Here is a 25,024-nt window from a genome sequence, read left to right on the forward strand (position 1 = left end):
CGTCGATCGCCGACTCCCCGGCCCGCCGCGATCACACCGCCCGCCCACGTCCCTCCCAGTACGGATCACGCAGCCGCCGTTTGTAGAGCTTCCCGTTGGGATCCCGTGGCATCTCGGTGATGAAGTCGACGCTCTTGGGCCGCTTGTAGCCGGCGAGCCGCTCCGCGCAGTGGTCGAGCAGGGCGGCGGCGAGGGCCGGGCCCTGCTCGTGGCCGGGGGCCGGTTCGACCACGGCCTTGACCTCCTCGCCCCAGTCGTCGTGCGGGATGCCGAAGGCGGCCGCGTCGGCGACGGCCGGGTGGGAGAGGAGGACGGACTCGATCTCGGCCGGGTAGATGTTGACCCCGCCGGAGATGATCATGTCGATCTTGCGGTCGCGCAGGAAGAGGTAGCCGTCCTCGTCCAGGAAGCCGAGGTCGCCGACGGTGAAGAAGTCGCCGATGCGGTTCTTGCGGGTCTTGGCCTCGTCCTTGTGGTACGAGAATCCGCCGGTGGTCATCTTCATGTAGACGGTGCCGAGGTGACCGGGCGGGAGGCGGATGCCGTCGTCGTCGAACACCGCCAGCTCGCTGATCGGCCAGGCCCTGCCGACCGTGCCGGGCTTCTTCAGCCAGTCCTCGGCGGTGGCGAAGGCGCCGCCGCCCTCGCTGGCCGCGTAGTACTCCTCCACACAGTGCCCCCACCAGTCGATCATGGCCCGCTTGACGTGGTCAGGGCACGGGGCGGCACCGTGGATGGCGTGCCGCATGGACGAGACGTCGTAGCGGGCCTTGACCTCGTCCGGGAGGGCCAGCAGGCGATGGAACTGGGTGGGGACCATGTGGGTGTGCGTGCACCGGTGGGTGTCGATGCGGCGGAGCATCTCCTCGGGGGTCCATCTGTCCATCAGGACCAGGCGGTGGCCCAGGTGCAGGGACGCGCCCGCGAACTGCAGGACGGCCGTGTGGTAGAGCGGTGAGCAGACCAGGTGGACGTTCTCGTCGAACGGCTTGATGCCGAAGATCCCGAGGAAGCCGCCCAGGTAGGACTCCTCCGGCGCCTTGCCGGGCAGCGGGCGGCGGATGCCGCGCGGGCGTCCGGTCGTACCGGAGGTGTAGTTCATGACCCAGCCGAGCTCCCGGCCCTCGGGCGCCGACTCAGGCTGCCCGTCGAGGAGGTGGTCGTACGGCCGGAAGCCGTCGGCCTCACCGGCCGCGTATCGGTGGCTCGTCGGCAGCCCCGCCTCGTCGGCGGCGGCGCGTGCGGCCTCGGCGAACCGCTCGTGGGCGATGAGGACCTTGGCGCCGGAGTCGGCGACGATCCAGGCGATCTCGGGGCCGACGAGGTGGTGGTTGACCGGGACGAGATAGAGGCCGGCCTGGGTGGCGGCCAGGTAGGCGGTGATGAACTCGACGCCGTTGGGCAGGACGACGGCGAAGGCGTCGCCGCGTTCCAGGCCGGCCGCGCGCAGCCCGTGCACGAGCCGGTTGGCGGCGCTGTGCAGACGGCCGGCGGTCCACACCTCGCCGTCGGGTGCGACGAGGACCGGGCGGTCGGGGTGCTGGGCGGCTTCGGCCCAGAAACCGGCGGGGGGTGTGCTCACGACTGGCCGCTCCTTCCGGCGATGCGGTTGATGCGGTCCGCGGCCTTCTCGAAGCCGCGGGTGAGGTCGTCGAAGACGGCCTGGACGCTGCGTTCGCCGCTCATCCGGCCGACGATCTGCCCGACCGGCGTGCCGAGCAGCGGTTCGACCTCGTACTTCTGGATCCGGGAGACCGCCTCGGCCACCAGCAGGCCCTGCAGCGGCATGGGCAGGGTGCCGGGCCCGGCCGGGTCGTCCCAGGCGTCGGTCCACTCGGTACGGAGCTGGCGTGCGGGCTTGCCCGTGAGGGAGCGGGAGCGGACGGTGTCGCCGGATCCGGCGGCGAGGAGCTTGCGGGTCAGGGCGGGTGCGTGCAGATCGGCCTCTGTGGTGGTCAGCCATAGGGAGCCCAGCCACACGCCTTGGGCGCCGAGCGCCAGGGCGGCGGCCACCTGCTGTCCGCTGCCGATCCCGCCGGCGGCCAGGACGGGCAGGGGGTCGACGGCCTCCACGACCTCGGGCGTGAGCACCATCGTGGCGATCTCGCCGGTGTGGCCGCCGGCCTCGTAGCCCTGGGCGACGACGATGTCGATGCCGGCCTGCTGGTGCTTGCGGGCGTGCCGGGCGCTGCCGGCGAGCGCGGCGACCTGCACGCCCCGGTCGTGGGCGCGGGCGACGACATCGGCGGGCGGGGAGCCGAGGGCGTTGGCGAGCAGCTTGATCGGGTACTCGAAGGCGACGTCGAGCTGGGTTCGGGCGACCTGTTCCATCCAGCCGGTGATGCGCCACCCTGACACCTCGCCGTCCGCCAGCTCGGGGACGCCGTACTTGGCGAGGGTCTCCCGCACGAACTGCCGGTGCGCCTCGGGGATCATCGCCTCGACGTCCGCCTCGGTCACCCCCTCGACCTTCTTCGCGGGCATGACGACGTCCAGCCCGTAGGGCCGGGTGCCGACGTGTGCGTCGAGCCAGTCGAGGTCGCGTCTGAGGTCGTCGGGGGCGGTGTAACGGACCGCGCCGAGCACACCGAATCCGCCGGCCCGGCTGATGGCCGCGGCGACGGCCGGGAACGGCGTGAAGCCGAAGACGGCGTGCTCGACTCCCAGTTTCCTGCTCAGCTCCGTCTGCATGGGCGCAGGATGCCGCAGCCGACCGGACGACGGAAGAGACTTTCTGACGTTCCATCAGATCTTTTTGGGCAGGCGGTGTCAGGCGGTGGTTTCCAGCACCGCCATCGCCGCGTTGTGCCCCGGCACCCCGCTCACCCCTCCCCCGCGCACCGCGCCCGCCCCGCACAGCAGGACGTTCGGGTGGCGGGTCTCCACTCCCCAAGGGCCCGTCTCCTCCTGGGCGTAGGGCCAGGACAGGGCGCGGTGGAAGATGTTGCCGCCGGGCAGCCGCAGGTCCCTCTCCAGGTCGAGCGGCGTCTTCGCCTCGATGCAGGGGCGGCCGTCGGCGTCGGTCGCCAGGCAGTCGGTGAGGGGTTCGGCGAGGTGGGCGTCGAGCTGGGCCAGGGTGGCCTTCAGCAGTTCCTCGCGCACCGCGTCGTTGTCCCGGTCGAAGAGCCGCGCCGGGGTGTGCAGGCCGAACAGGGTCAGGGTCTGGTAGCCCCGCTCGGCGAGATCGGGGCCGAGGATGGTGGGGTCGGTCAGGGAGTGGCAGTAGATCTCCGAGGGCGGGACGACGGGGAGTTCACCTGCGGCGGCCTGGGTGTGGGCGGTGGCGAGCTGCCGGTAGCCCTCGGCGATGTGGAAGGTGCCGGCGAAGGCCTCGCGCGGGTCGACGGCCGGGTCTCGGAGCTTGGGCAGCCGGGTGAGGAGCATGTTGACCTTGAGCTGGGCGCCCTCGGCCGGCTCGGGTGCCGGGTCCCCCGTCAGCGAGGCCAGCTCGTGCGGGGAGGCGTTCACCAGGACGTGCCGGGCGGCGGCGACGCCCTCGCCGTCGGCCGTGCGGTAGGTGACCTCGGCAGTGTGTCCGTCGGTGTCGATCCGGACCGCCTCGTGCCCGGTCGCGACGACCGCGCCCGCCGAGCTTGCCGCCGTGGCCAGGGCGTCGGTGAGCGCGCCCATGCCACCGACGGGCACGTCCCAGGCGCCGGTTCCGCCGCCGATGACGTGGTAGAGGAAGCAGCGGTTCTGTACCAGGGACGGGTCGTGGGCGTCGGCGAAGGTGCCGATCAGGGCGTCGGTGAGGACCACGCCGCGGACCAGGTCGTCCGTGAAGTTCTCCTCGACGGCGGCGCCGATCGGGTCCTCGAACAGCGCCCGCCAGGCGGTCTCGTCGTCGATGCGGCGGCGCAGTTCGTCGCGGGTGGGCAGGGGCTCGGTGAGGGTGGGGAAGACGCGTTCGGCGACGCGCGTGGTCATGCCGTAGAAGCGCTGCCAGGCCGCGTACTCGCGCTCGCCGCCGGTCAGCCGGGCGAACGCCTCCCGGGTGCGCTGCTCGCCACCGCCGACGAGGAGGCCGGTGGGCCGGCCGTCCCGCTCGGCCGGGGTGTACGAGGAGATGGTGCGCGAGCGGACGCGGAAGTCCAGGGCGAGGTCGCGCACGATCTTCCGCGGCAGCAGGCTGACCAGGTAGGAGTAGCGCGACAGCCGGGCGTCGACGCCGGCGAAGGGGCGGGTCGAGACGGCGGCGCCGCCGGTGTGGTCCAGCCGTTCCAGCACCAGCACCGAACGGCCGGCCCGGGCCAGGTAGGCGGCGGCGACGAGGCCGTTGTGTCCACCGCCGACGATGACGGCGTCGTATGTGCGGGTGTGCTCGTTGGCAGGCATGGTTCTTCGTAACACGTGATGATCCACGGCGGCCAGAGGTGTGCCCCGACCGGGGTCAGGCTCCGCCGGCCGCCTGCCGGCGCACCACCGCGAGCCTGCGGTACAGCTCGCCGGCCTCGGTGCCCCGGCCGAGCCGCTCCAGACAGTGGGCCTCGTCGCTGCGGGCGGCGAGGGTGTCGGGATGGTCCGGGCCGAGGATCTGCTCGCGGGTGGCGGCGACCCGCCGGTACTCCGTGAGGGCCTCCGCCCAGCGGCCCAGCCAGCCCAGGGCGACGGCGACCTCCCGGCGGCTGACGAGCGTGTCGGGGTGCGCGGGCCCCAGGGTCTGCTCGCGGAGCAGGCAGACCTCCCGGGCCTCGCCCAGGGCGTCCCCCCAGCGCCCCAGCCGGCCGAGGTTGACCCCGAGGCCGTGCCGGGCGCGCAGGGTCTCGGGATGCGCGGGGCCCTGGACGCGGGTGCGGTCCACTATCAGCTCCCGGTACCGGCGCAGGGCGTCCGCGCTGCGCCCCAGCCGGCCGAGGCTGAGGGCGGTCTCGTAGCGGGCGGCGAGGGTGTCGGGATGGTCGGCGCCGAGGACCCGCGCTCTGGCCTCGGCGACCTCACCGTAGACGCGCAGCGCCTCCTCCCAGCGGCCCGACTGGCCCTGGGTGTAGGCGACTTCGCAGCGCGAGACCAGGGTCTCGGGGTGGTCGGGGCCGAGGACCCGGGCCCGGGCCGCGGCCACCTCCAGAGCCGTACGGCGGGCATCGTCCAGGCGGCCGAGCCGGCCGAGGGTGCGGGCGAGGTTGTGCCGGCAGCGCAGGGTGTCGGGGTGCTCTGCGCCCATGACGCGCACCCGCGCGGCGAGTACCTCCGCGTACATCTGGTGGGCCTCGAAGTGGCGGCCGAGCCGACCGAGCGCATAGGCCGTCTCCTGGCGGGCGGCAAGGGTGTCGGGGTGATCGGGGCCGAGGACCCGCGCTCTGGCCTCGGCGAGCTCCGTGTAGGCGTCCAGTGCCTCGGCGAGCCGGCCGGCGCGGACCAGGGCGAAGGCTGCCTCGTAGCGGGCGGCAAAGGTCTCGGGGTGGTCGGGGCCGAGGAGGGCGGCACGCTCGGCGGCCTCCGCCCGGTGCGCCTCGCCCGCCTCGGCCCACCGGCCGAGCCCGGCCAGGCGGACACCCTCGCGGTGCCGTGCGGTGCGCTCCGCGGGTGGTGCCGCGCGCTCCGCGGGTGGCGCCGGTACGGGCCGTCGAGCGTGCGCGGGGGCGTCGTGGCCGGGTGCGTCCGCGCGGCGGTAGCCGCATGCCTGATACGGCTCCGCGCCGCTTCGGGGCGCGTCCCAACGGGACGACAGCGCCGCCCCCGGGTCCGGGGGCGGCATGCCGGGCCCGGTGCCCATCGCCTTGTGGCCGGTGGTCATGCCCCAGGTCCAGGACGGCAGCCGGGCCGCGCCTGTCGCCTCCGGGATCTGAAGGGCCGCGACCGAGGCGGCCGCCCCGTGTTCGCGCCGGAGCCGGCGGACCAACTCGCCCGCGTCATGGGGTCGTTCCTCGGGCCGCTTGGCCAGCAGGTCGAGGATGACGGCCTCGAGGCGGCCGGGCAGCTCCGGGCGCAGCTCGCGCGGAGGCCGGGGCGGGGTGTCCCGGTGGCCGATCAGGATCGCCCAGGCGTCCTCCAGGTCGAACGGCGGTGCGCCGGTGGCGATTTCGTACAGCACGCAGCCCAGCGAGTAGAGGTCGCTGCGCTGGTCCACCTCGCCGCCGCCGATCTGTTCGGGGGACATGTAGTGCGGGGTGCCCAGTGCGACGCCGGTGCCGGTCAGCCGGGCGGTGAAGCCGATGTCGTGGCCGAGACGGGCGATGCCGAAGTCGCAGATCTTGACCGTGCCGTCGGTCAGTCGCACGATGTTGCCCGGTTTCAAGTCGCGGTGGACCACGCCCTGTCGATGGGTGTACACGAGGGCGGCGGCTACCTGGGCGGCGATGTCCGCCACGTCGTCCACGGGCAGCGGATGGCCCTTGTTGTCCTCCAGCAGCCGACTCAGGTCACGCCCCTCCAGCAGCTCCATCACCAGGTACGGAACCCCGTCGGACTCCCCGAAGTCGTGGACGACGGTCACCCCGCGGTGCGAGAGGGCGGCGGCCACCCGGGCCTCACGCCGGAACCGTTCCCGCAGGACGCCGGCGAGGGAGGGATCGTGGTACGGGCCGAGCGGCTTGAGGCACTTCACCGCGACCTGCCGGCCCAGGGACTCGTCCCGGGCCCGCCACACCTCGCCCATCCCGCCCCGCCCGATCAGGTCGAGCAGTCGGTACCGGCCCTGAACCAGCTCGTGTTCCCCCATAGCGATCCGCCGCCCCCGTCGCCGTCCGCCCCGCCGCCGGGAGGCCGCCACCGGAGCGCGCCCGGCCGCGTCGCGCCGGCCCGATCCACGCCAGACCCCCTGCTCGTCCAGTATGGCGGCCTATCGCCCGACTTTGTATGGTGCCGGACGTGCTTGCGGGCCGAGCCTCGCCATGGCGCGCAGGATGTGTTTGGGCGGCAGCTGCCAGCGCACACGTGCGGGAACGCGCCGGAGCAGCGCGCCCGTGGCCCGCAGCCGACGGGTGACGACGGCGGGTGTGGGGGCCGGTCTGCCGTACAACTCGTGGGCGTACGGCGGCAGAGCGGCGTACGCCAGCTGCGCCACGCGCCGCCACAGCACCTCCCGCGCCGGTACGAGAAGGGGATGCGTCGGCGGACGGAGCAGGAAGTCGTCCACCTCGCGCGCCTCGGGTCCCGCCGCCAGCGTCGGCCGCACCCGGCCGAAGTACCCCGCGAGTTCCGCCCGGTTCCCCGGTACGGTCGCCGGGTCGAGGCCCACCAGGCGTGCGCTGACCCGGTGTTCGGCTATGTACCGGTCGGCCTGGGCGTCGGTGAGCGGGAATCCGGAGCGGCGCAGCACGTGCAGATAGGAGTCGATCTCCGCGCAGTGCACCCAGAGCAGCAGCCCGGGTTCGTCGACGCCGTACCGCTCGCCGGTCTCCGGGTCGGTCGCCGTCAGCATGCTGTGGATCTTCCGTACGCGGGCGCCGGCGCGCTCGGCGGCCTCGGACGTGCCGTACGTCGTCGTACCGACGAAGTTCGCGGTGCGCATCAACCGGCCCCACGCGTCGCGCCGGAAGTCGGAGTTCTGCATGACTCCCCGGACCGCGCGCGGGTGCAGCGCCTGAAGGTACAGCGCGCGGACGCCGGCGACCCACATCATGGGGTCGCCGTGCATCTGCCAGGTCACGGAGTTCGGGGTGAACAGTCCGGGGTCGCCCATGCCCGCAGGTGTGACCACAGTCATTGGTTGTCACCTCGCATCGCCGCTGACCTGTGCTTTCGCAACCAGCGGCGGCATCCGGCCGCGTCGGCTGCCGACTTTTCCCGGCACATCGGTGCACACCGGCTCCCGCGCACGGCGTCCTCCGCACCGACGGCCCCCGCCGCGCGCACGAGGCGCCGCTCCGTGGTGAGTGCCTGCCCAGATCATCAGTGGATCATTCACTCGACAGGGTAGTCGTCCCTCTAGTACGCCGTGCGTCGCACAGACGGGCGGAGCACAGGATCGGTTCTCCTGGGCAGCGAGTGCCGGGGGACGACGCCTGACCCCACACACGGGGCTGGGCGACGACGGCTTGCGCGAGTGCTCGCTGCGGGCTACGCGCCGCACACGACGACCACGGGCCACACATGACGACAGCGTGACGGTGCAGGGCGCGTCTCTCCGGCGTCCAGGACGTGCCGACCTCACTCGGGTCATAGTCCTCGGCGGCCAGGAACCATGCCTGGGCCCCGGCGAGGACCATGGTCAGAAGATCGTCCGGCCGCATCCCGGAAGCGAGGTCTCCGCGCTGCTGAGCTTCGGCCACGTCGGCGGCCCTGCGCTGGGAGGCACCCGGTTCGAGCGCCGTGGCAGTGGGTCGCTCCAGAAGCTTCCACAGGCGCAGCCGCACGATGTCCGGCCGGGCGACGAGGTGGTCGAACATCGCACCCGCGTATCCGGGCAGGTCGTCGACGTCGAACGGCACCGACTCGGCGCCCTCCGACGGTAGATCACCGGGCCGCGATCCGCAGCCGGACACTGGGGTTGATCACGGAGGCCGGGCCAGACGGTCCCCGATCTCCGCCGCTCGTGACCGACCGGGGCCTCATTAGGCTTCCGGCATGGTCTCGCAAGACGAACGCCGGGCCCGGCTGCGTCGGCTGCTGTGGCAGCCACCGCGTGCGCACGGCGAACAACCCCTCGAACGAGTCGTGGGCCCTCTCGAGCTTTTCTACGACCTGGTCGTGGTCGTGCTGGTGGCCCAGGCGTCCCACCATTTCGCCGGGCACCTCACCTGGGGCGGCCTGGCCGAGTTCGCCGCGGTGTTCGCCCTGGTGTGGATCGCGTGGTTCAACGGCACCCTCCATCACGAACTGCACGGCTACGACGACGCCCGGGGCCGGGTCATGTTCCTGCTCCAGATCCTGGTCCTCGTGCCCCTGGCCGCGTACATCCCCGGGGCCGGCGGCGCACGCGGAGCCGCATTCGCTGTCGACGCGAGCGTGCTGTTCGCGGTCTTGGCGGTGCTCTGGCGGCTCGCCGCACGCGGCGACAGCCCCGATTTCCGGCGCCCGAGTCGGCTGTTCGTGACCGGCACAGCCGTGTTCGCGGTTCTCCTGGCCGTGACCGCTGCCCTGGCTGCCGAGGACCGTGTGCTTGCCTGGGGGCTCATGGCCTTGGCGTATCTGGCAGGGTTCGCCACGATGATCGCTACGGCCACCCCGTCCCAGGCGACCGTACTCTCCGTCACCGCGGCACTCACGGAGCGGTTCGGGCTGCTCATCATCATCGTGCTCGGCGAAACCGTGACCGGGGTTGTCGACGGACTCGCTGCCGGGCCGAACACCGCGCTGACCCTCGCGGTGGCGCTGCTTGCCGTCGTCGTCGGTTTCGGTGCCTGGTGGACGTACTTCGACTTCGCGGGGCACCGCAGTCCGAGACGCACGAGGGCGGCCACCGTTCAGTGGATGCTCACGCACCTGCCGCTCACAGCCGCGGTGGCCGCCATGGGGGCCGCGATGGTCGGACTTGTCGAGCATGCGCAAGACGGACGCACTCCAGCCACCACGGCCTGGGTGCTCTGCGCCGGTTCCGCCGTCGTCCTGTGCACGACCATGGGGGTCGCGGCCTCGCCGGAGGCCTGGCGCCGCGAGCGGGGCCTCTACCGGCTGCTCGCCCCCGCCTGTGCCGGTGCGGGTCTCGCGTGCCTGGGTGTCGGCGCGGCGCGCCCAGCCCCCCTCGTCCTCGGCCTGGCGCTCGTCCTCCTGCTCGGCGTCCCCTGGATGCTCGCCGTGGCCTACCGCCTGATCCACGACGACGAAGCCGCCACGGAACCCGTGCCCGGCACGGAAGGGCCGACCACGTGAGCGGGGCGGCGCTTGTGCCGCTGCCGGACTGTTCGAGCCCGGCAGCAGGCATGTGACGCTTCGATGCCGTCCACGCCGCAGAACCGGCTACCGCACACCGCAGATCTTCCAGGCCCGTACGCCGGACCAGAAGGGCGGCGTCGCGGAAGGCCGGCAGCCAGCCCTTGCGGCCCCTCCAACTCGGGCTTGGTGAACGCCCGGCCTTCCGGCTCCCCCTCGGTCTCGTCCGCAAGCACCGCCGCGTTCCAGTCGTGGACCACCTGGACCGGGGGCGTGCCGAACAGGCGCAGGCACTCCTCCGCCCAGCCGTAGGCCGGGTTGGTCAGGAAGTCGCAGAACTGCCGCACCGCACCTGGGTAGTTGCGCAGGGTGGAGCGGACGCAGCCGCGGACCGAGCGGAGATCCGCCGACCACCCGTCGACGTGCTGCGGCGTGCTCTCCGCCGACCGCAGCCGGCCCTGCACCGGCTTCGCGTCCCGTCCTGCTCATCGGCCTTGCGTCGCATCAGAGCCCGTGGCCCCTGCCGGCCTCCCGGACCAACCGGCCTGTGCGCCGGAGATCGTTCTTGGGGCGGCTGACGGGTCGCAACGCCTATTGCGACGGCAATACGACTTCGACGGCCAGGTTGAGCTTGTTCACGAAGTCCGGACGGTTGGTGATGCGGTGCTTCCATCCCTCCCCGGCGGCCGCCAGGACCTCGGCGATCTGCCGCGGTGTGGAGGTACCGGTCCGCAGGCCGGAGGCGGCGATGGCCTCGGCGAGCGCGTCCTGGAAAGCGCCGCGGTAGTCGTCGTACATGCTGTCGAGCTTTGACGTGCCCTGCTCGAGTAGATCGTCGACGCCCTCGCTCAGGTGCGTGCCGACATAGCGGCCCAGATTTGCGTCGAGTGCGGCCACCAGACGTGCCCGGAGGTCTACGTCGGTTGCGGCCAGGGCCGCGCGAACGTCGTCCAGGGCCCTGTCCAGCTCCTGCCGCATGGTCGCACGGAACAGGTCCTCCTTGTTGGAGAAGAGGAAATACAGACCTGGGCGGGAAATGTCCGCGGCTCGGGCCACTGCGTCCATGGACGTCTTGCGGTAGCCGAACGTGGCGAAAACGGTCAGCGCCGCTGCGAGCACCTGTTCACGGCGCTGGGCGTCTCCTCGGGGTGTTGACATAGGCGCACTGTACAGACTATGCATGCTATACAGCATTTGTTGTTTCTGTTTAGTGCGCGGTGTCGCGCCACCCGAGAGAGAGCATCATGAGCAAGACTGTCCTGATCACCGGCGCTTCGACCGGCATGGGCGAGGCGCTCGTCTTCCAGTACGCCGAGCGCGGCTGGAATGTCGTGGCCACCATGCGCGACACGGCCAAGGCCAACGCCGCCTTCGCCGACCTCCCCGCCGTCGTGGTCACCACCCTCGATGTCACCGATCCCGCCGGCATCGAGCTGGCCGTCAAGGAGACACTCGATCGCTTCGGCGCCCTCGACGCCGTGGTCAACGCCGCTGGATACGGACAGGTCGGCGCGGTCGAGGAGGTCACCCCCGAGCAGCTGCGCGACCAGTTCGAGACCAACGTGGTGGGCGTCGTCCAGGTGGTCCAGGCTGTTCTCCCGCACATGCGGGAGCGCGGCTCCGGCCACATCCTCAACATCGGCTCCATGGGCGGCCATGTCAGCCTGCCCGAGGGACTGGCCGCGGAGGTCGGTCCGCTGGGCATCCACGTCACCCTCGTCGAGCCGGCCGGCTTCAACACCCGGTTCGCGACCAACTCCAAGTTGCCTGCGACGTCGATCCCTGACTACGAGCCCGCCTACGCCGCCATGGCCGAGTTCGACAGGCAGGCGGTCAGGGGTGACCTCGTCAAGTCGATGGCGGCCGTTGCCGATGTCACGGGCATCGACGAGCCCCCGCTTCACCTGGCCGTGGCCACCGCCGGCCTGGACATGGTGCGAGGCCGCTTCCAGGAACTGATGGACGAGTACGCCCGTTGGGAGCGGGTCACCGCCGGCACCGACTGACGGCATCCCACGCCGGCGGCATCCAGTGGTCCGACGCCACCGGACCGCCTTCGTCCGGGAGCGTCGGCCCAGGCATGCGCATCGGACGCCGCCGCCGAGGGCCGAGGCCTGACTGACCCTTCGGCCTCTACCTGTAGCGGGTGCCGTCGGCCCGTACGGTGATCGGATGGGCCCACCAGGCCTGACCGCTCGCCCGCCCCCTCACGGACCGCGGGCCGCCTGGCCTCGGTCTGCGGCCCCTTCGCCGACGAAAGGCTTCTCGGCAAGGCGCCGACCGGTCGCCGGGAGTCGGTCGTCAGCCGCTCGACCTCAACGGTCGCCCTGAACACGTGCGCCGCGCCCTCGATCGCTCGCCGCGTCACCCGGGCACCGATCATGTCGACCTGTACCACCGGCACGGCATCGCCCCAAGGTGCCGATCGAGACCGTCGGCGCGCCGGCCGAGCCGGTCGCCGAGGGCAGGGCCCACCGCATCGGCGTGTGCGAGGCGTCCGCGCAATCCGTCCGGCGCGCCCCCGCCGGACGCTGCACCCCTGGTGAGGTTCACGCAGTCGTCGAAACGGGGCGACTGAGGCGGGAGCGCGGAGTCCTTCGCGCGGCGCAGTAATACCTTGCCCCAGGAGGACAACCGGTGATCTTGGTGCCAACCGCCCCTGTCCTGTGCCGGCTGGAGACGGTGGTCGCAGCAGGCTAGCGCCGCACCCTGGGCATCCCCAGGCCGATCCAGGAGATGATCTCGCGCTGGATCTCGTTGTTGCCGCCGCCGAAGGTGAAGATGACCGCCGAGCGATAGCCGCGCTCCAGCTCGCCGTGCAGGACGGCGCCCGCCGAGCCCTCCTTCAGGGGGCCGGCGGCTCCGACGATCTCCATGAGCCAGGCGTAGGCGTCGCGGCGGGCCTCGGAGCCGTAGACCTTGACGGCGGAGGCGTCCTGCGGGCTGAGGGTGCCGTTCTCGACGGCGCTGACCATCTGCCAGTTGAGGAGCTTCATCGCGTCGAGCCGGGTGTGGGTGCGGGCGAGCAGCCGGCGCACCCAGGGCAGGTCGGCGACCCGGCGGCCGTCGGCGAGCTTGGTCTCCATGGCCCAGCGCTGCACGTCGTACAGGGCGCGGATGGCCATGGTGCCGTGCGCGGCGAGGGTGACACGTTCGTGGTTGAGCTGGTTGGTGATCAGCCGCCAGCCCTGGTTCTCCTCGCCGACACGGCGGGAGACGGGGACCCGGATGTTCTCGTAGTAGCTGGCGGTGGTGTCGTGTGAGGCGAGGGTGTTGATGACCGTGCAGGAGTAGCCGGGGTCGGAGGTCGGCACCAGCAGCATGGTGATGCCCTTGTGCGGCGGGGCGGCGGGGTCGGTGCGGGTGGCCAGCCAGACCCAGTCGGCGGTGTCGCCGTTGGTCGTCCAGATCTTCTGCCCGTTGACGACGTAGTCCTCCCCGTCCCGTACGGCCCTGGTCTTCAGGGCGGCCAGGTCGGTGCCGGCGTCGGGCTCGCTGTAGCCGATCGCGAAGTCGATCTCGCCGGAGAGGACGCGCGGCAGGAAGTACGCCTTCTGTTCCTCGGTGCCGTAGCGCATGAGCGTCGGGCCGACCGTGTTCAGCGCCATCAGCGGCAGCGGTACGCCGGCCTGCGCCGCCTCGTCGAAGAAGATGAACTGCTCCATCGCCGTCAGGCCCCGCCCGCCGTACTCCTCGGGCCAGCCGACGCCGAGCCAGCCGTCCGCGCCGAGACGGCGGATGGTCTCGCGGTAGAACCGCTTCTGCGCGGCGGAGTCGGCATACCGGGTGTAGGCGTGGTCCGGGACCAGCTGTGCGAAGTAGGCGCGCAGTTCGGCGCGCAGTCGCTGCTGCTCGGGCGTGTGGTCGAGATGCACGGCGGCGCCTCCAGGCTCCCCAAGGGCGGTCCTGACGGCGCACACCGTAGAACGTGTTTCAGAAATAGGGAATGACAGGCCCCGGGGGAATTCCGCGGGAGCGCGCGGTGCGTTCGGCGGGCGCCGCCGTCACCCCCGAGTCCGCCGGGAGGCTCCGGCTCGCCCCCGCGGGAATGTCATGCGAGAGTCCGCAGGAACTCGGAGCAGGCGTCGGCGCAGGTCCGGCAGGTGGCCGCGGCCGACTCGGCACCGGGCTGGGCGTCGAAGGCGCGGGCGCACTCCAGGCAGACGGAACGGCACCACTCCAGCCGGACGCGGATCTCCCCCTCGTCCTGCCGGCACTCCTCACCCAGCACACGGCACGTGGCGTCACACACCTCCGCGCACATGATGCCCAGCCTGCGCACCCGCTCGTGGCATTCGGTGCCGTCCGGGTCGGTCAGACTCGCGCGCACCGCACAGGCCCGGGCGCACTCGGTGCACGCCTGAGCACACGCGAAGCGGTCCTCCAGGAACCGGTAGAGCTGTTGCGAAGTCGGCGTTGTCACCCCGTGCGGGTAGCCGGGCCACGGGGCCGCAAACCAGTGAGCGGGCGGATCCGGGCGCCCGGACCGGGCAGGGACGCGCCGTCGGCGGAGGAAGGTCGCCGCGGGCGAAGGCCCCACCGCCTATTATGTCCGGTTCGTACCATTCTGGACGGGGTATGCCTGTCCTATGAATACCGCATCGATGCAGCTGGCCGCGGCGAGCGGCCTGATGAGCCTCGTCCTGTTCATCGTGGCCATCGGCCTCCTGGCGATGCTCGCCGGCGGCTTCTGGTTGACTTCCCGCGTCAAATACCGCGAGTCCCCTCGGCCGCGGCCCGAAGAACAGCCCAAGCTGCCGCCGGGGGGTCCGGTGGGCGAAGTCCGGCAGAACAGGGAATCGCAGGAGGTCCCCCAGGTCCACAAGGGCGAACGTCCGCTCACCCCGTACGAACTGACCAACATGGACTCCAAGCCGAGCGCGTCGAAGGACCGCCCGCGCTGGAGCCGTGGTTCCAGCGGCTCCTTCGGCGGCGGCGGACTCGGCGCCCACTGAGGCCCGGACCAGCGGCTCCCCCACCGGCTCCGGCCCGCGCCGGACCGTCGTACGCGCTCAGGGATCCGTCCGGACGGCGTCCAGGCGGTCGACGCGGGCCACGTTCCGCCGGTCCTCGGGATCCTGGCTGGGTTCGGCGGCGAACCAGGCGTCGAGGATCTCCCTCAGCAGCGGCTCCGAGGTCAGGCGCAGACTCAGGGCGAGGACGTTGGCGTCGTTCCAGCGGCGCGCGCCGTCCGCGGTGACGGCGTCCGTGCACAGCGCCGCGCGTACGCCTGGCACCTTGTTGGCCGCGATGGAGGCACCCGTGCCGGTCCAGCAGCACACCACCGCCTGATCCGCGGACCCCTCGGCCACATCCCGGGCGGCCGCCTCGGAGCAGGCCGCCCACTGCGCGTCGGCGCCGGGCCGCAGCGCGCCGTAGGCCCGTATCCCGTGGCCGCGGCGTTGCAACTCGGCGAGGAGGAACCGGGCCACGGGTTCGTCCATGTCGGAGGAGACGGAGATCCGCATACCCGGGAGCGTAGTGCCTGCGGTGCGCCGAGGCGTGAGGCGGACTGCCGCCCCGGGGCGCCTCGTGCCCCGGGCGGGTGGCGTGGGCCGGGCCGGGTCAGGGGTGGTCGGGGCGCTGCGCCGGGGGGACGCCGCCGCCCTCGCCGCCGCCCTTCTCTCCCTTGTCCGAGCCGTGCGCGCGGTCGTCGGCGCGACGGGCGGCCGCCTGGCGGGCCTTGAGCTCGCCGCTGTCCTGCGGGGTGGCGCCTCCCTTGTCACTGCGCCGCTGTTCGGGCTGCTGCGGATTCGACATGCGCCGGACTCCCTCCGGGTGGTGCATGGTGCGTGCGGGGTTCGGGTTCCCAGCGACCGCCCCGGTCAGCGTCCGGTGCACGTGTTCGAGGGCGTCGAGCAGCACCGAGCGGTGGTACCAGCTGAGCCAGGCCGCCGTCTCGGAGGCAAGCAGACCGAGGGCCTCGGCCTGGCCTGCCGTGGGGCGGTACCCGGCGTCGGGCCAGTGCAGGGTGATCACGCCGGTGCAGGCGCCGGCCTGGGACAGCACCGGGATGCTCTGCAGAGCGCGGGTGCCCGTGGTGAGCAGGACGCGCCGCGCCTCCTCCGAGAGCAGGGCGTCCGAGGCCACGTCGGGCAGGCTCACCCGGCGGCCGCGCAGCCGGGCCACCGCGTCGGCCGTTCCCTCGTCGCGGCCGCGCACGAGATGGTCGACCAGCACGTCCGCGCAGCCGTAGTGGGTCTCCGGCACCAGGGCGTTCATGGCGGGGTCGACGAACAGCACGTACCCGGCCTCCGCCCGCGCGACGGCCAGCGCCTCGTGCAGCACGGCGTCGACCATCTGCCGCCGGTAGCGGGGGTCGCGGCCCTCGCGGGCCAGGATCCGCAACGGGGGCAGGGGCAGGGGACGACGGCCCGGGAACCACACCTCGCCGTCCGGGGGCCGGGCCACCACGACGGCGGAGACGAGGACCCGCAACGGCACGTTGTAGCGCTGCGAGGCCTCGCGCAACGCCCGGAAGGCGCTGCCGGAGTCCGACAGGCCGTAGCGGACCATGAGGACGCCCTGTGCCATGCCGATCACCGGGGCCGTCCGCACCCGGGCGCGCAGCGCGCGGACCTCCTTGCGCAGATCCTCGTAACTGGGCCGCAGCGGATCCGCCATCTGCGACCGCCAGGCGGGCAGGTCCTCCACGCGGGAGGCGGCGCGGGCCAGCTCCCGCAGCGCCTCGTCGAGGGTGGCGTAGAGCTGGACGCCGTCCAGGCGGGCCAGGTGCACCGCCTCGCGCACTCCGGGCCGGGCGCGGACGATGATCAGGTCCGGGCGGCCGGTGCGCGAGCGGCTGGTCTCGCTGAGCGTGTGCAGCACGGCGGCGCCGCCGAGCTGCACATGGGCCATGTCGAGAACCGGCCGCAGGCCCGCACGGTCCGCCTGTTCGAGGTGGCCGCGCAGCTCCGCCGACCAGGCCTGGGCTCCGGCGGCGTCGAGGCTGCCGGAGATACGCAGCAGCAGCGCTCCCTCGGCGGGCAGGCCCTCGACGACGGACGACTCGATGACGAGCGGGGCCGTGGCGGCGGACGGGTCGGAGGAGGGATTCATGGCATCACCCGGACAGGACGTCGCGACGGACTCGGGCGGCCTCTTCCCGACCACCGTGCACGGTAGGCGCCCGACCCCCGGCCGCGCCATCCACCGCGCCGGGCGGGGCGGGCCCACCGGCTCACCAACCGCGGCCGCCGGGCCGTGGGCTCACCGGTCTGCGGGGCTCCAGGGAGCTCAAAGCGGATGCCATGGTGGCGTGCACCCGGACACCCGGCAGTCCCGCCGCGCGCAGCGCCTCCCGCACATGCGGCCGCGGCTGTACGACGGGCAGGGCGCGGCCGGAGAAAGCGAGGATCCCGGTCGCCCGGTCCACGGAGCGCACCGCCGCCGCGCAGGCGAGATACACCTCGGTCATGTCCAGCACGGGGTGTTCGCCGAGCTGGTCGGCCCGCGCGATGTGCTGGGCGAGCGCCTCGGAGAACTCCAGGGCATTGGAGGCGTCGACCGTGCCCCGCGCCTTCAGGACGCTGACGGCGCCGGCCTCGGGGCGGTGCTCGGGCACGGTCTGCAGGAGCAGCGGGGTCGGACCACCGGGGCGGGGGCGGGCACGGAACAGCTGATCGTTTTCCATGAGGATCGGACTTCCTGAGTGGGGAAGGATCAGCCAGCCGCGTCTTGACCGGGAGTTCACTGTGCCTCCGGCCCCGCGCCGAAGCAACGATTCTGCCCGGGCGTGTCGCACCTCGGCCGGTTCAGCCGTGCGAGTGAGCTTCGGCGGACTCGTCGCGGCGCCGCGACCGGGCCTTCGGGCCATCGGGTGCGGGGCCGGACGTCCGCGGCCTGTGCCTGCCGTGCGGGCGCTCACCCGGCGGAGTGAGCCGCCGTGTAGCGCGCCGCGCGCGGGGCACTCGGCGCGGCGACGGCAGGCCGTTCATGGGCCGCCGCGATGTCTTGCAGGAGGTGACGACATGGGTCACGGCGGAAACGTCATTCAGGAGCTGACGACCGATCACCGTGAGGTCGAGGAGATCTTCGGCCGTATCGAGGCACTGCCGCCCGGCTCGGGGAACCGCAAGGACCTCGCCGACCAGGCCACCATCGAGCTGGTACGGCACTCGGTCGCGGAGGAGGCCTATCTGTATCCGGCGGTGCGCGAGCACCTGACGGGCGGGGACGCCCTGGCGGACAAGGAGATCGAGGATCACGCCAAGGCCGAGCGGATCATGAAGGATCTGGAGAGCTGCCAGGCGGACGATCCGCAGTTCGACATGCTCATGGCACAGCTGATGAGCGAGATCCGGTCGCATGTGGCCGACGAGGAGCAGAACCTCTTCCCGCAACTGGAGGCCGCCTGTCCCGCGGACATGCTGATGGAACTCGGTGACAAGGTGCGCCGCGCGAAGAAGATGGCCCCCACCCGGCCGCACCCGTCCGCCCCGGACACTCCGCCGGCGAACAAGCTGCTGGCACCGGGCGCGGGTCTGGTCGACCGGATGCGCGACGCGCTGTCGGGACGGGGCAAGGAAAGCTGAGGTGCAGGACTGAGGACCGGACCGCGGCCCGGGCGGGCCGCGGTCCGGCTCGGGCGGGCGCTCACGCCGGTGACCGGGCGCCACCAGGGCGGCCCGGGCGCCGGCGTTCGGCGGCACCCGGCGTTCACATCACCGGCGCCCCTTCGTTCACATCACCGGCAGGCCCCCTCAGAGCCACGACCGCACCTGCGCCCCGGAACCGGACCGGCGCCGGACCGCGCGGCACAGAAGGCGGAACGCCTGGAAGAGGGTCACAGGCCACAGGAGGGCGAAGCACCACAGCAGCGCGGGGTCCGAGGTGCGGACCCCCATGACGGCGACGAACGCCGAGGCGATCCCGAGCAGCAGCACCGCCACCGGCAGCCAGAACCTGCCGTGCCCGTCGCCCATGCGGCGCGCGAACCGGCGGTCCTGCCGCAGGCCCGTCTCGATCCGCAGCAGCTCGAGCCGTTCGCGGGGCGACAGCCGTACCTCGTCGTGCATCTCCCACATCTCTCCGTCGTCCACGGCAACGGCACCTCCTCCGCCGCTCGGCGGTCTCCGTCTCCCGGCACCCCGAGTTCCCCGGACGACCCGGCCGATGCGAAGTCACGGCCCCCTTCAGAGCCGCTTCGAGCACCGTCGGCGCAGGGAGCGCCACGCACCGTGAGGGCAGGTGGTCGCGGGTGAGCTTCGCCCGGGGCAAGGCCGATACCGCAGCCAGCCGGTCCGGACGGTGCCCTGGTCCGGCGGCCGCCGGAACCTGACGCTCCGTCACCGAGCCCGCACCGCCTTGGTCCGGCGCGGCCGCGGCTCCCGGCTCAGCGTTGTCGAGCGACTACGCAGCTGCGCCTCCCCCGCACGACGGACGCCGAACAGCGCGGAGGCGTGGAAGAGCTGCTGGAGGGGGCGACGGTGGCGCCGGGGGCGTCGCGGGTTTCCGCCGTCCTTTCAGGCGCCCGGCTCTGATCCACCGGAGCGCCGTGCCGCATATGCGTAGATATTCTGTGAAGTGTGATCGAGTCTGGACGGCTGCGGCTCCGGCGTCGCCACGGCCGGGGCAGGCTGGTGCGGCTGTCGCCGGTCATCCTGACCGTCGTCATCGCCGGCCTGGCATACGCCACTCCCCCCAACATGGCCTTCAGCCGTCTCCTGCCCGCGGCGCCGGCCCTCGCCGCCGCCATGTGGCCGGTGCTCCCGACCGTCCTGCTGGGGACGGTCTGCCTGTTTCTGATGATCGGCCTCAGCCTCGTGTTCCCCGGTCTGGGGACCTGGTGGACGGCTGCGGGGATCATCGCGGTCACCGTCGCAGCCGCGTACGGCAGCCATGTCCGGCTCCAGCGGGAGCGGACCCTCTTCCAGGTGCGGCTCGTCGCCGACGCGGCCCAGCAGGTGGTGCTGAGCCCTATGCCGCGCCGCTTCGCAAGGGTCGAGATCGAGTCGCTGTATCTCGCGGCGGCGGCGGAGGCCCGTATCGGCGGGGACTTCTACGAGGTGGTCGACACGCCGTACGGGGTCAGGCTGCTCATCGGTGACGTGCGGGGCAAGGGCCTGCCGGCGGTGGGGGCGGCCGCGGCGATCGTCAACGCCTTCCGGGAGGCGGCCTACGGCGAGGCCGACATCGTCAGCGTCGCGCGCCGGCTGGACGCCAGCAGCACCCGGTACAACGCCGCCTTCCCCCCCGAGGGGCCGATGGAACGCTTCGCCACCGCACTCCTGGTCGAGATCCCGCATGAGGGCAGGAGCATCCAGATCCTCAACTGCGGACATCCCCCGCCGCTGCTCCTGAACCACGGGGAACTCCGTACCCTCGAGCCCACCACCCCCTCGCCACTGCTCAACCTCGCGGACCTGATCGGTGATCAATACAGCGTCGACACCTTCGACTTCACCCCCGGCGCCCTACTGCTTCTCTATACCGACGGGGTGGCCGAGACCCGCGCCGGCGACGGCGAGTTCTTCCCGCTGACGGCCTGGATGCGACGACAGCCCCCGACGCCACCCCACGAGCTGCTCACGGCTCTTCACCGCGACCTCCTCCACTACAGCAGAGGCCACCTCGACGACGACATCGCCGCCCTCGCCGTGCGTCTGCGCGAACCCTCGGACGGCTGACACTCCCGCCGCAGGTGCGCTGCGCAGCGCACGCATGGCCGACGGGGTGCCCGGGCTGGGCCTGCGCCGCGCCGGCGACGGCAGGGACCCGGTACCCACCCCGGCCGACACCGGCTTCCTGACCCTGACCCGTCGCAGGCCACCGGTGCAGCGATCGGCCGGGTGCTCTGCGACGGCCCGACGACCGCCTCCATCAGCGCTGTCCGCCCCAGCCGGAGACCAGGTGGAAGCCGGCGAGCGCGACGGCCAGTCCCCCGCCGAGCGCGAGCACGAGCAGCGACCAGCGTGCGGTGCGCCGCGGTGCGGCGATGCCGTGGCGTGCCGGGCGGCGGCGCAGGTCGGCGCCGATGAGGCGGGGCAACCGCCACAGGTAGGCGAGGACGTGCACGGTCATCACGGCGGCCCAGCAGACGAAGCTGGCCTTGTGCAGCAGCAGTACCGGAACCGGACCGGCGGTGCCGCGTCCGAGCAGCGCCAGCGTCACTCCCGTACCGAGGACCGCGACGGTCGTGGCGACGACCAGCGGGCCGAGCAGGCGCAGCAGCGGTGCCGGCGGGCCCTTGCGGCGGTACGCGGGCGATCCGGTGTAGTAGCGGTAGAAGCGGTAGCCGGTCGATCCGATCTTGAGGCAGACCGGGCCCGTGAGCAGCAGTCCGATGAAGAAGTGCAGGGTGAGCAGTCGTCCGAGGAAGAGGATGGTGACGCCCTCGACGGCGAACAGGACCAGCAGCACCGCACCTGTCACGGCGGTAAGCCGCTCGTTGCCCTCCGGCCCGCCGGCCGGCGCACCGGGCCGCTCGGGCCCGGTGGCTGCCGGTGTCCTGCCGCCGATCATGGTCACTCGCCCGTCCTCCTGGTGATCCAGCCCCGCCCGGCACGGGTGACAGTGCTCCCACGCCGTGCGCTGGAGCGGGCTGCAGTATGCCTGACGTGGGGTTAAGAACTCGTTCACGTCCGCTGAGGCGGCTGCCGGCCCGCTGCCCGGTCGAGGCGCAGCGCCAACGCAGGGCATCCGGCGACCGCGCGCCGCGCGTGCCCGAGGGCTTCGTCCGAGAGCGTGGACGATCCCACGATCGGATAGCCCCACTCGTCGAGCTCGATGAGTTCGGGCAACAGCTCGGCGCACAGTCCGTAGCCGTCGCAGGCAATGCGGTCGATGCCGAGGGAGTGTGCCCGGTTCGTGCCGTTCACGCTGTTCACCTCCATTCCCGCTCCCCTGGCACCAAAGTCGGAGGAAGCGGCAGTACGGGCTCGTGTCCGGCCGCAGCGCACGGCCCGAGGTCCAGGTGGTGGCGTACGTCGTCGGCGAAGACGCTCAGGGCGGTCGCCGCGAAGCGTGACGCGCCGTCAGGGTGCCGGCACGCGCCGCGCCCGGTGAGCAGGCCCACACGGCCCTCCAACCGCCGTAGCAAGGGAATGTCGGGACGGCCCCAGGCGAGGTCGGCGAAGTCCGCGGCCACGGCCGGGAGCCCGAGTCGGCAGGGTCCGCACTGCCGTGCGCTCTGCGCCGCGAGGTAGCCGAGCACCCTGGCCGCCTCGGCCAGACCGCAGGCGCGGTCGGGAAGAGCCACGAGCACTCCGGCACCGGGTCCCGCGCCGAGGGCCGCCAGGTCCTGCTTGGCGAACGGGACGCGCAGTGCCTGACCCACCGGGAGCCAGCTGCCGAAGAAGCCGCCGAGCAGGAGGGCGCCGAGCGGTTCCGCGGGCCCCCCGGCGGCGTCCAGTACCTCACCAAGCCGTAGACCCATCGGCACTTCGTAGACGCCTGGGGTGCGCAGCGCGCCGGAGAGGGTCACCAGTGTGGTGCCCGGGGCGTCGGGGAGTCCCGCACTGCGGAACCAACCGGGGCCGTAGCGCGCGATGAGTGCGACGTTGGCGAGCGTCTCGACGTTGTCGATCAAGGTCGGGCGCCCGCCGGCTCCCTTCTCGAAGGGGCGCGGCGGGGTCGCCATCGGGCGGGCGTCACCGCCGTTCAGCCAACGCACCAGCGACGTCTCCTCGCTGGAGACATAGTGGTGGGGCAGTTCGTGCACCTCCACCGGGACCGATTCGAGGCCGCGCCGCCGGCGTTCCCCGACGGCTTCGCGGAGGGCGTCCGCCTGGTCCTGCCTGGTCCGTGGCAGGCACAGGTGTGCCACGTCTGCGCCCACCGCGGCGGCGGCCAGTACGGCGCCGTCCAGCACCAGGTGCGGGGCGAGGTCCAGCAGCGTCTCGTCCTTACGGCTGGCCGGTTCGCTCTCCATGCCGTTGGCGACCACCACGGCGGTGCCCTTGCCACCGGCGACGGTGCGCAGCTTGCGGCCGGTGGGAAAGGCGGCGCCGCCCCTGCCGGTCAGCCCCGCGTCCTCCACCGCGCGCACCAGCCGTTCGGCCGCGTCCGCCGAGCGGGGATACGGGGGTGGGCCGTATCGGCCGAGGTGCTCGTCCAGGTCGGACGCGCCACCGGTGGCGTACCAGCCGTGCAGCAGCCGGGAGCCGTACGGGCCCATCATGCCGTCAAGCCCGCCGCTGTTCAGCAGGGTTGTGTGTCCCTCGGTCACTCGGTTCCTCCCTCGTCGTCAGCCGGCGCGGGCGCCTGGTCTACGGCGACCTCGGCCGTGGGTGCGGCGCCGCCCGCGCGGTGCGCCCAACCCGGTTGCAGCGGACCGGAGCCGAGGAACGCGGTCAGCATCACGGGCACCGCGGCCGCGGTGCCCCCCGCCCAGAGGCGCGCCGCGATCCGGCCCGGGCCCGCCCGGTACAACCGCCACCAGACAGCGGCGACGACGAGGGCGAGGCATGCGCCGTACAGGGCGAGTTGCGGCGTGAGCCGTGTGTCGGTGCCGGTCCCGGCGGCGTGGAAGAGCGCGACGGGCCAGGACGCGTACGCCAGCCAGTGCACGGCCTTCCACCGACGCTGTCCCAGGCGCAGCCGCACCGCGCTGGTGGCCGCGACCGCGAGCAGCAGGTCGAACGCGACCGTGCCAAGGCCCAGCCACAAAGGCCGGTACGAGGCGGTGAACGGCACCACCGTCACCCACCAGCTCAGGTGGACGAAGGTGTCGAGGACGGCGGTGACGATGTGCAGGGCCAGGAAGGCCAGGGTCAGCACCGACAGGTTGCGGTGGAGCGCGCTCACCTCGAAGCGCGCGAGTCGCCGTGGCCTGTACCGGCCGCCCACGGCGATGCCGAGCGCGACGGTCGCGGTGAGCAGCACCAGGGCGACGGTGCCGCCGGCCCGGGTCGCGTACCACAGCGGGCTGGGACCGGCCGCGAGGGGGACGAGCCCGGTCACCGGGCACCTCCCGCGGTGTCCTCGGGCCAGCCGCAGACCCGCTCGACGGTCCCGTCCACGCGGACCAGCCGCGCGGGCAGTCCCGCCCGGCGCAGTCGGCCCAGGGCGTGTTCGCCGAGGACGACGGCCTCGGTGCCGGCGGTGTTGGCGGCCACGCAACTGACGGCGGCGACGCTGACGGTCCGCCAGACCGGAGCGGGCACGTCGCCGGTGGCGGGATCGACGATGTGGTGCAGTCGCCGTCCCCCGCGGCACCAGCTCCGCACGGTGGTGCCGGAGGTGGCGAGTCCGCCCTCGGTGATGCTCACCGTGGGCTGGCCCGCAGCGCCGGGCGCCGCGTGGTCGTCGGCGATGGCGACCCGCCAGCCTCCCGGCGGCGCCTCACCCGCGACGGAGAGATCCCCGCCGAGGTTGACCAGGACGCCGCAGCCCGCCACCTCGGCGGCGCGACGAGCGGCCCGGTCCGCCGCGAGAGCCTTCGCGGTCGCGCCGAGGTCGAGTGCCATGCCCGACGGCAGCCGCAGCCGCCGGGCGGCTCGGTCCCACTGCACCGCCCGCCAGCCCGGGGACGGCCCGGCGGGACGCACGGGGCGCGCGTCCTGCGGTCGCACCGCGGCGAAGGTGACGTCGTAGCCGAGTGCGGTCACGGCGGTTCCGACGGTGGGGTCGACGACGCCGCCGGTCGCGTCCGCCGCGTGCAGCGCCACCTCCAGCGCCTCGGCGAACAGCGCGGTCACGTGGAAGACGGCGCCTCCGGCCGCGTTGACACGCGACAGTTCCGAGTCGGGCCGGAAGCGGCTGCACGCCACGTCGATGGCGGCGAGTTCGGCGTCGAGCACGTGCCGTGCCGCGTCCATCGCGCCCGGGTCGGCGACGAGCAGCGAGGCCGTGGTGCCCAGGGCGGGGAAGGAGACCGCCGCCGGGTGGGTGACGGCGGTCATGACGCACCCGAGGTGGTGTGCGACGCCTGCGGAGTCGCTGCCGGGGGCTTCGTGGCGCTGGGTGCGGGGGTGGCCGTGTGTGTGGCGGGCGGCACGACCGGAGCCTTGCGTTGCTTCGGCACGGTCGCGTGCGGCGCCGAGGGGACGGTGGGGGTGGAGGTCCTGGACGGGGCCGCCGGGTGCGACGGAATCTTCGCAGTGGCGGGCTCGGGCGAGGACTTCCCGGGCAGAGCGTTGGCGTATCCGGCGGCGAGCGCCACGGAACCGGCTGCAGCCGTGGCGGCCAGCCAGCGGGTCGTGCGTCCGACCCGGCGCAGGCCGCGCTCTCGTCGACGCACGGCACCGGCCGGCATGGGCTGGTCGGGGTGGGACATGGTTCCTCCTCGGCCGTCGGTGTGCCGTCGCGAAGCGGTCGGCACCTCGCGGCCACA

General features: G+C 72.9%; 24 protein-coding genes. 5 read left to right on the forward strand and 19 right to left on the reverse strand.

Annotated features, from left to right (window positions below):
- Window positions 1–31: 31 nt before the first annotated feature.
- The 6 genes from AB0L59_RS18930 to AB0L59_RS18955 form a co-directional block, all read right to left on the reverse strand.
- Entirely contained in the window at window positions 32–1,582 is a 1,551-nt protein-coding gene (locus tag AB0L59_RS18930) for an acyl-CoA synthetase (protein ID WP_365584730.1), read from the reverse strand.
- Window positions 1,579–2,691, reverse strand: a complete 1,113-nt coding sequence (locus AB0L59_RS18935) for a nitronate monooxygenase family protein (RefSeq protein ID WP_365584732.1) — start codon at window positions 2,689–2,691, stop codon at window positions 1,579–1,581. Before AB0L59_RS18935 ends, AB0L59_RS18930 begins: the two co-directional genes overlap by 4 nt.
- Window positions 2,692–2,769: 78 nt before the next feature.
- The gene (locus tag AB0L59_RS18940) at window positions 2,770–4,335 is read right to left on the reverse strand and encodes an NAD(P)/FAD-dependent oxidoreductase (RefSeq protein ID WP_365584735.1); all 1,566 of its coding nucleotides are present in this window, start codon (window positions 4,333–4,335) and stop codon (window positions 2,770–2,772) included.
- Between the two features lie 55 nt (window positions 4,336–4,390).
- Window positions 4,391–6,658, reverse strand: coding sequence for a serine/threonine-protein kinase (locus AB0L59_RS18945; protein ID WP_365584737.1), 2,268 nt, complete (start codon window positions 6,656–6,658; stop codon window positions 4,391–4,393).
- A gap of 120 nt (window positions 6,659–6,778) precedes the next feature.
- Window positions 6,779–7,645: an oxygenase MpaB family protein gene (locus tag AB0L59_RS18950; RefSeq protein WP_365584739.1), complete on the reverse strand. Its 867-nt coding sequence runs from the start codon at window positions 7,643–7,645 to the stop codon at window positions 6,779–6,781.
- Between the two features lie 193 nt (window positions 7,646–7,838).
- The gene (locus AB0L59_RS18955) at window positions 7,839–8,369 is read right to left on the reverse strand and encodes a hypothetical protein (protein WP_365584741.1); all 531 of its coding nucleotides are present in this window, start codon (window positions 8,367–8,369) and stop codon (window positions 7,839–7,841) included.
- A gap of 136 nt (window positions 8,370–8,505) precedes the next feature.
- Here AB0L59_RS18955 and AB0L59_RS18960 point away from each other — a divergent pair, with 136 nt between their 5' ends.
- Window positions 8,506–9,750: a low temperature requirement protein A gene (locus AB0L59_RS18960; protein ID WP_365584744.1), complete on the forward strand. Its 1,245-nt coding sequence runs from the start codon at window positions 8,506–8,508 to the stop codon at window positions 9,748–9,750.
- Window positions 9,751–10,341: 591 nt separating this feature from the next.
- Here AB0L59_RS18960 and AB0L59_RS18965 read toward each other — a convergent pair.
- Window positions 10,342–10,908 (reverse strand): TetR/AcrR family transcriptional regulator, encoded by a 567-nt coding sequence (locus AB0L59_RS18965; protein ID WP_365584747.1) that lies wholly within the window; start codon window positions 10,906–10,908, stop codon window positions 10,342–10,344.
- Between the two features lie 86 nt (window positions 10,909–10,994).
- Between AB0L59_RS18965 and AB0L59_RS18970 the strand changes: the two genes are divergently transcribed.
- Window positions 10,995–11,756: an SDR family NAD(P)-dependent oxidoreductase gene (locus tag AB0L59_RS18970; RefSeq protein ID WP_365584750.1), complete on the forward strand. Its 762-nt coding sequence runs from the start codon at window positions 10,995–10,997 to the stop codon at window positions 11,754–11,756.
- A 690-nt stretch (window positions 11,757–12,446) separates the two neighbouring features.
- On the opposite strand, the gene AB0L59_RS18975 is transcribed toward AB0L59_RS18970, so the two are convergent.
- Both AB0L59_RS18975 and AB0L59_RS18980 read right to left on the reverse strand, forming a co-directional pair.
- On the reverse strand, window positions 12,447–13,625 hold the full coding sequence (locus AB0L59_RS18975; protein WP_365584752.1) for an acyl-CoA dehydrogenase family protein: 1,179 nt from the start codon (window positions 13,623–13,625) through the stop codon (window positions 12,447–12,449).
- Window positions 13,626–13,801: 176 nt separating this feature from the next.
- A complete protein-coding gene (locus AB0L59_RS18980) occupies window positions 13,802–14,173 on the reverse strand; it encodes a ferredoxin (protein WP_365584753.1) in 372 nt (123 codons plus the stop codon).
- 166 nt (window positions 14,174–14,339) lie between these two features.
- Here AB0L59_RS18980 and AB0L59_RS18985 point away from each other — a divergent pair, with 166 nt between their 5' ends.
- Entirely contained in the window at window positions 14,340–14,705 is a 366-nt protein-coding gene (locus AB0L59_RS18985; RefSeq protein WP_365584756.1) for a DUF6479 family protein, read from the forward strand.
- Window positions 14,706–14,762: 57 nt separating this feature from the next.
- On the opposite strand, the gene AB0L59_RS18990 is transcribed toward AB0L59_RS18985, so the two are convergent.
- From AB0L59_RS18990 to AB0L59_RS19000, 3 genes are all read right to left on the reverse strand, one after another.
- Window positions 14,763–15,218: an RpiB/LacA/LacB family sugar-phosphate isomerase gene (locus AB0L59_RS18990; RefSeq protein WP_365584759.1), complete on the reverse strand. Its 456-nt coding sequence runs from the start codon at window positions 15,216–15,218 to the stop codon at window positions 14,763–14,765.
- Between the two features lie 97 nt (window positions 15,219–15,315).
- A complete protein-coding gene (locus AB0L59_RS18995; RefSeq protein ID WP_365584761.1) occupies window positions 15,316–16,809 on the reverse strand; it encodes an ANTAR domain-containing protein in 1,494 nt (497 codons plus the stop codon).
- A gap of 121 nt (window positions 16,810–16,930) precedes the next feature.
- The gene (locus AB0L59_RS19000; RefSeq protein WP_365584764.1) at window positions 16,931–17,383 is read right to left on the reverse strand and encodes an STAS domain-containing protein; all 453 of its coding nucleotides are present in this window, start codon (window positions 17,381–17,383) and stop codon (window positions 16,931–16,933) included.
- A 337-nt stretch (window positions 17,384–17,720) separates the two neighbouring features.
- Here AB0L59_RS19000 and AB0L59_RS19005 point away from each other — a divergent pair, with 337 nt between their 5' ends.
- On the forward strand, window positions 17,721–18,284 hold the full coding sequence (locus tag AB0L59_RS19005) for a hemerythrin domain-containing protein (protein WP_365584767.1): 564 nt from the start codon (window positions 17,721–17,723) through the stop codon (window positions 18,282–18,284).
- A 168-nt stretch (window positions 18,285–18,452) separates the two neighbouring features.
- Here AB0L59_RS19005 and AB0L59_RS19010 read toward each other — a convergent pair whose 3' ends face one another.
- A complete protein-coding gene (locus tag AB0L59_RS19010) occupies window positions 18,453–18,791 on the reverse strand; it encodes a DUF3040 domain-containing protein (protein ID WP_365584768.1) in 339 nt (112 codons plus the stop codon).
- A 486-nt stretch (window positions 18,792–19,277) separates the two neighbouring features.
- Between AB0L59_RS19010 and AB0L59_RS19015 the strand changes: the two genes are divergently transcribed.
- On the forward strand, window positions 19,278–20,378 hold the full coding sequence (locus AB0L59_RS19015) for a PP2C family protein-serine/threonine phosphatase (protein ID WP_365584770.1): 1,101 nt from the start codon (window positions 19,278–19,280) through the stop codon (window positions 20,376–20,378).
- 193 nt (window positions 20,379–20,571) lie between these two features.
- Here AB0L59_RS19015 and AB0L59_RS19020 read toward each other — a convergent pair whose 3' ends face one another.
- The 6 genes from AB0L59_RS19020 to AB0L59_RS19045 form a co-directional block, all read right to left on the reverse strand.
- Window positions 20,572–21,219, reverse strand: a complete 648-nt coding sequence (locus tag AB0L59_RS19020) for a hypothetical protein (protein ID WP_365584773.1) — start codon at window positions 21,217–21,219, stop codon at window positions 20,572–20,574.
- A 107-nt stretch (window positions 21,220–21,326) separates the two neighbouring features.
- A complete protein-coding gene (locus AB0L59_RS19025) occupies window positions 21,327–21,569 on the reverse strand; it encodes a ferredoxin (RefSeq protein ID WP_365584774.1) in 243 nt (80 codons plus the stop codon).
- A gap of 5 nt (window positions 21,570–21,574) precedes the next feature.
- Window positions 21,575–22,918 (reverse strand): NADH-ubiquinone oxidoreductase-F iron-sulfur binding region domain-containing protein, encoded by a 1,344-nt coding sequence (locus tag AB0L59_RS19030; RefSeq protein ID WP_365584777.1) that lies wholly within the window; start codon window positions 22,916–22,918, stop codon window positions 21,575–21,577.
- Window positions 22,915–23,652, reverse strand: coding sequence for a ferric reductase-like transmembrane domain-containing protein (locus AB0L59_RS19035; RefSeq protein ID WP_365584780.1), 738 nt, complete (start codon window positions 23,650–23,652; stop codon window positions 22,915–22,917). The genes AB0L59_RS19030 and AB0L59_RS19035 overlap by 4 nt, the downstream gene beginning before the upstream one ends.
- Window positions 23,649–24,593 carry an FAD:protein FMN transferase gene (locus tag AB0L59_RS19040; protein WP_365584782.1) on the reverse strand — a complete coding sequence of 315 codons (945 nt, stop codon included), beginning with the start codon at window positions 24,591–24,593 and terminating at the stop codon, window positions 23,649–23,651. The genes AB0L59_RS19035 and AB0L59_RS19040 overlap by 4 nt, the downstream gene beginning before the upstream one ends.
- Entirely contained in the window at window positions 24,590–24,967 is a 378-nt protein-coding gene (locus AB0L59_RS19045; RefSeq protein ID WP_365584784.1) for a hypothetical protein, read from the reverse strand. The genes AB0L59_RS19040 and AB0L59_RS19045 overlap by 4 nt, the downstream gene beginning before the upstream one ends.
- Between the last annotated feature and the right edge of the window lie 57 nt (window positions 24,968–25,024).

The sequence above is a fragment of the Streptomyces sp. NPDC052109 genome, assembly GCF_040680195.1.
GTDB lineage: Bacteria > Actinomycetota > Actinomycetes > Streptomycetales > Streptomycetaceae > Streptomyces.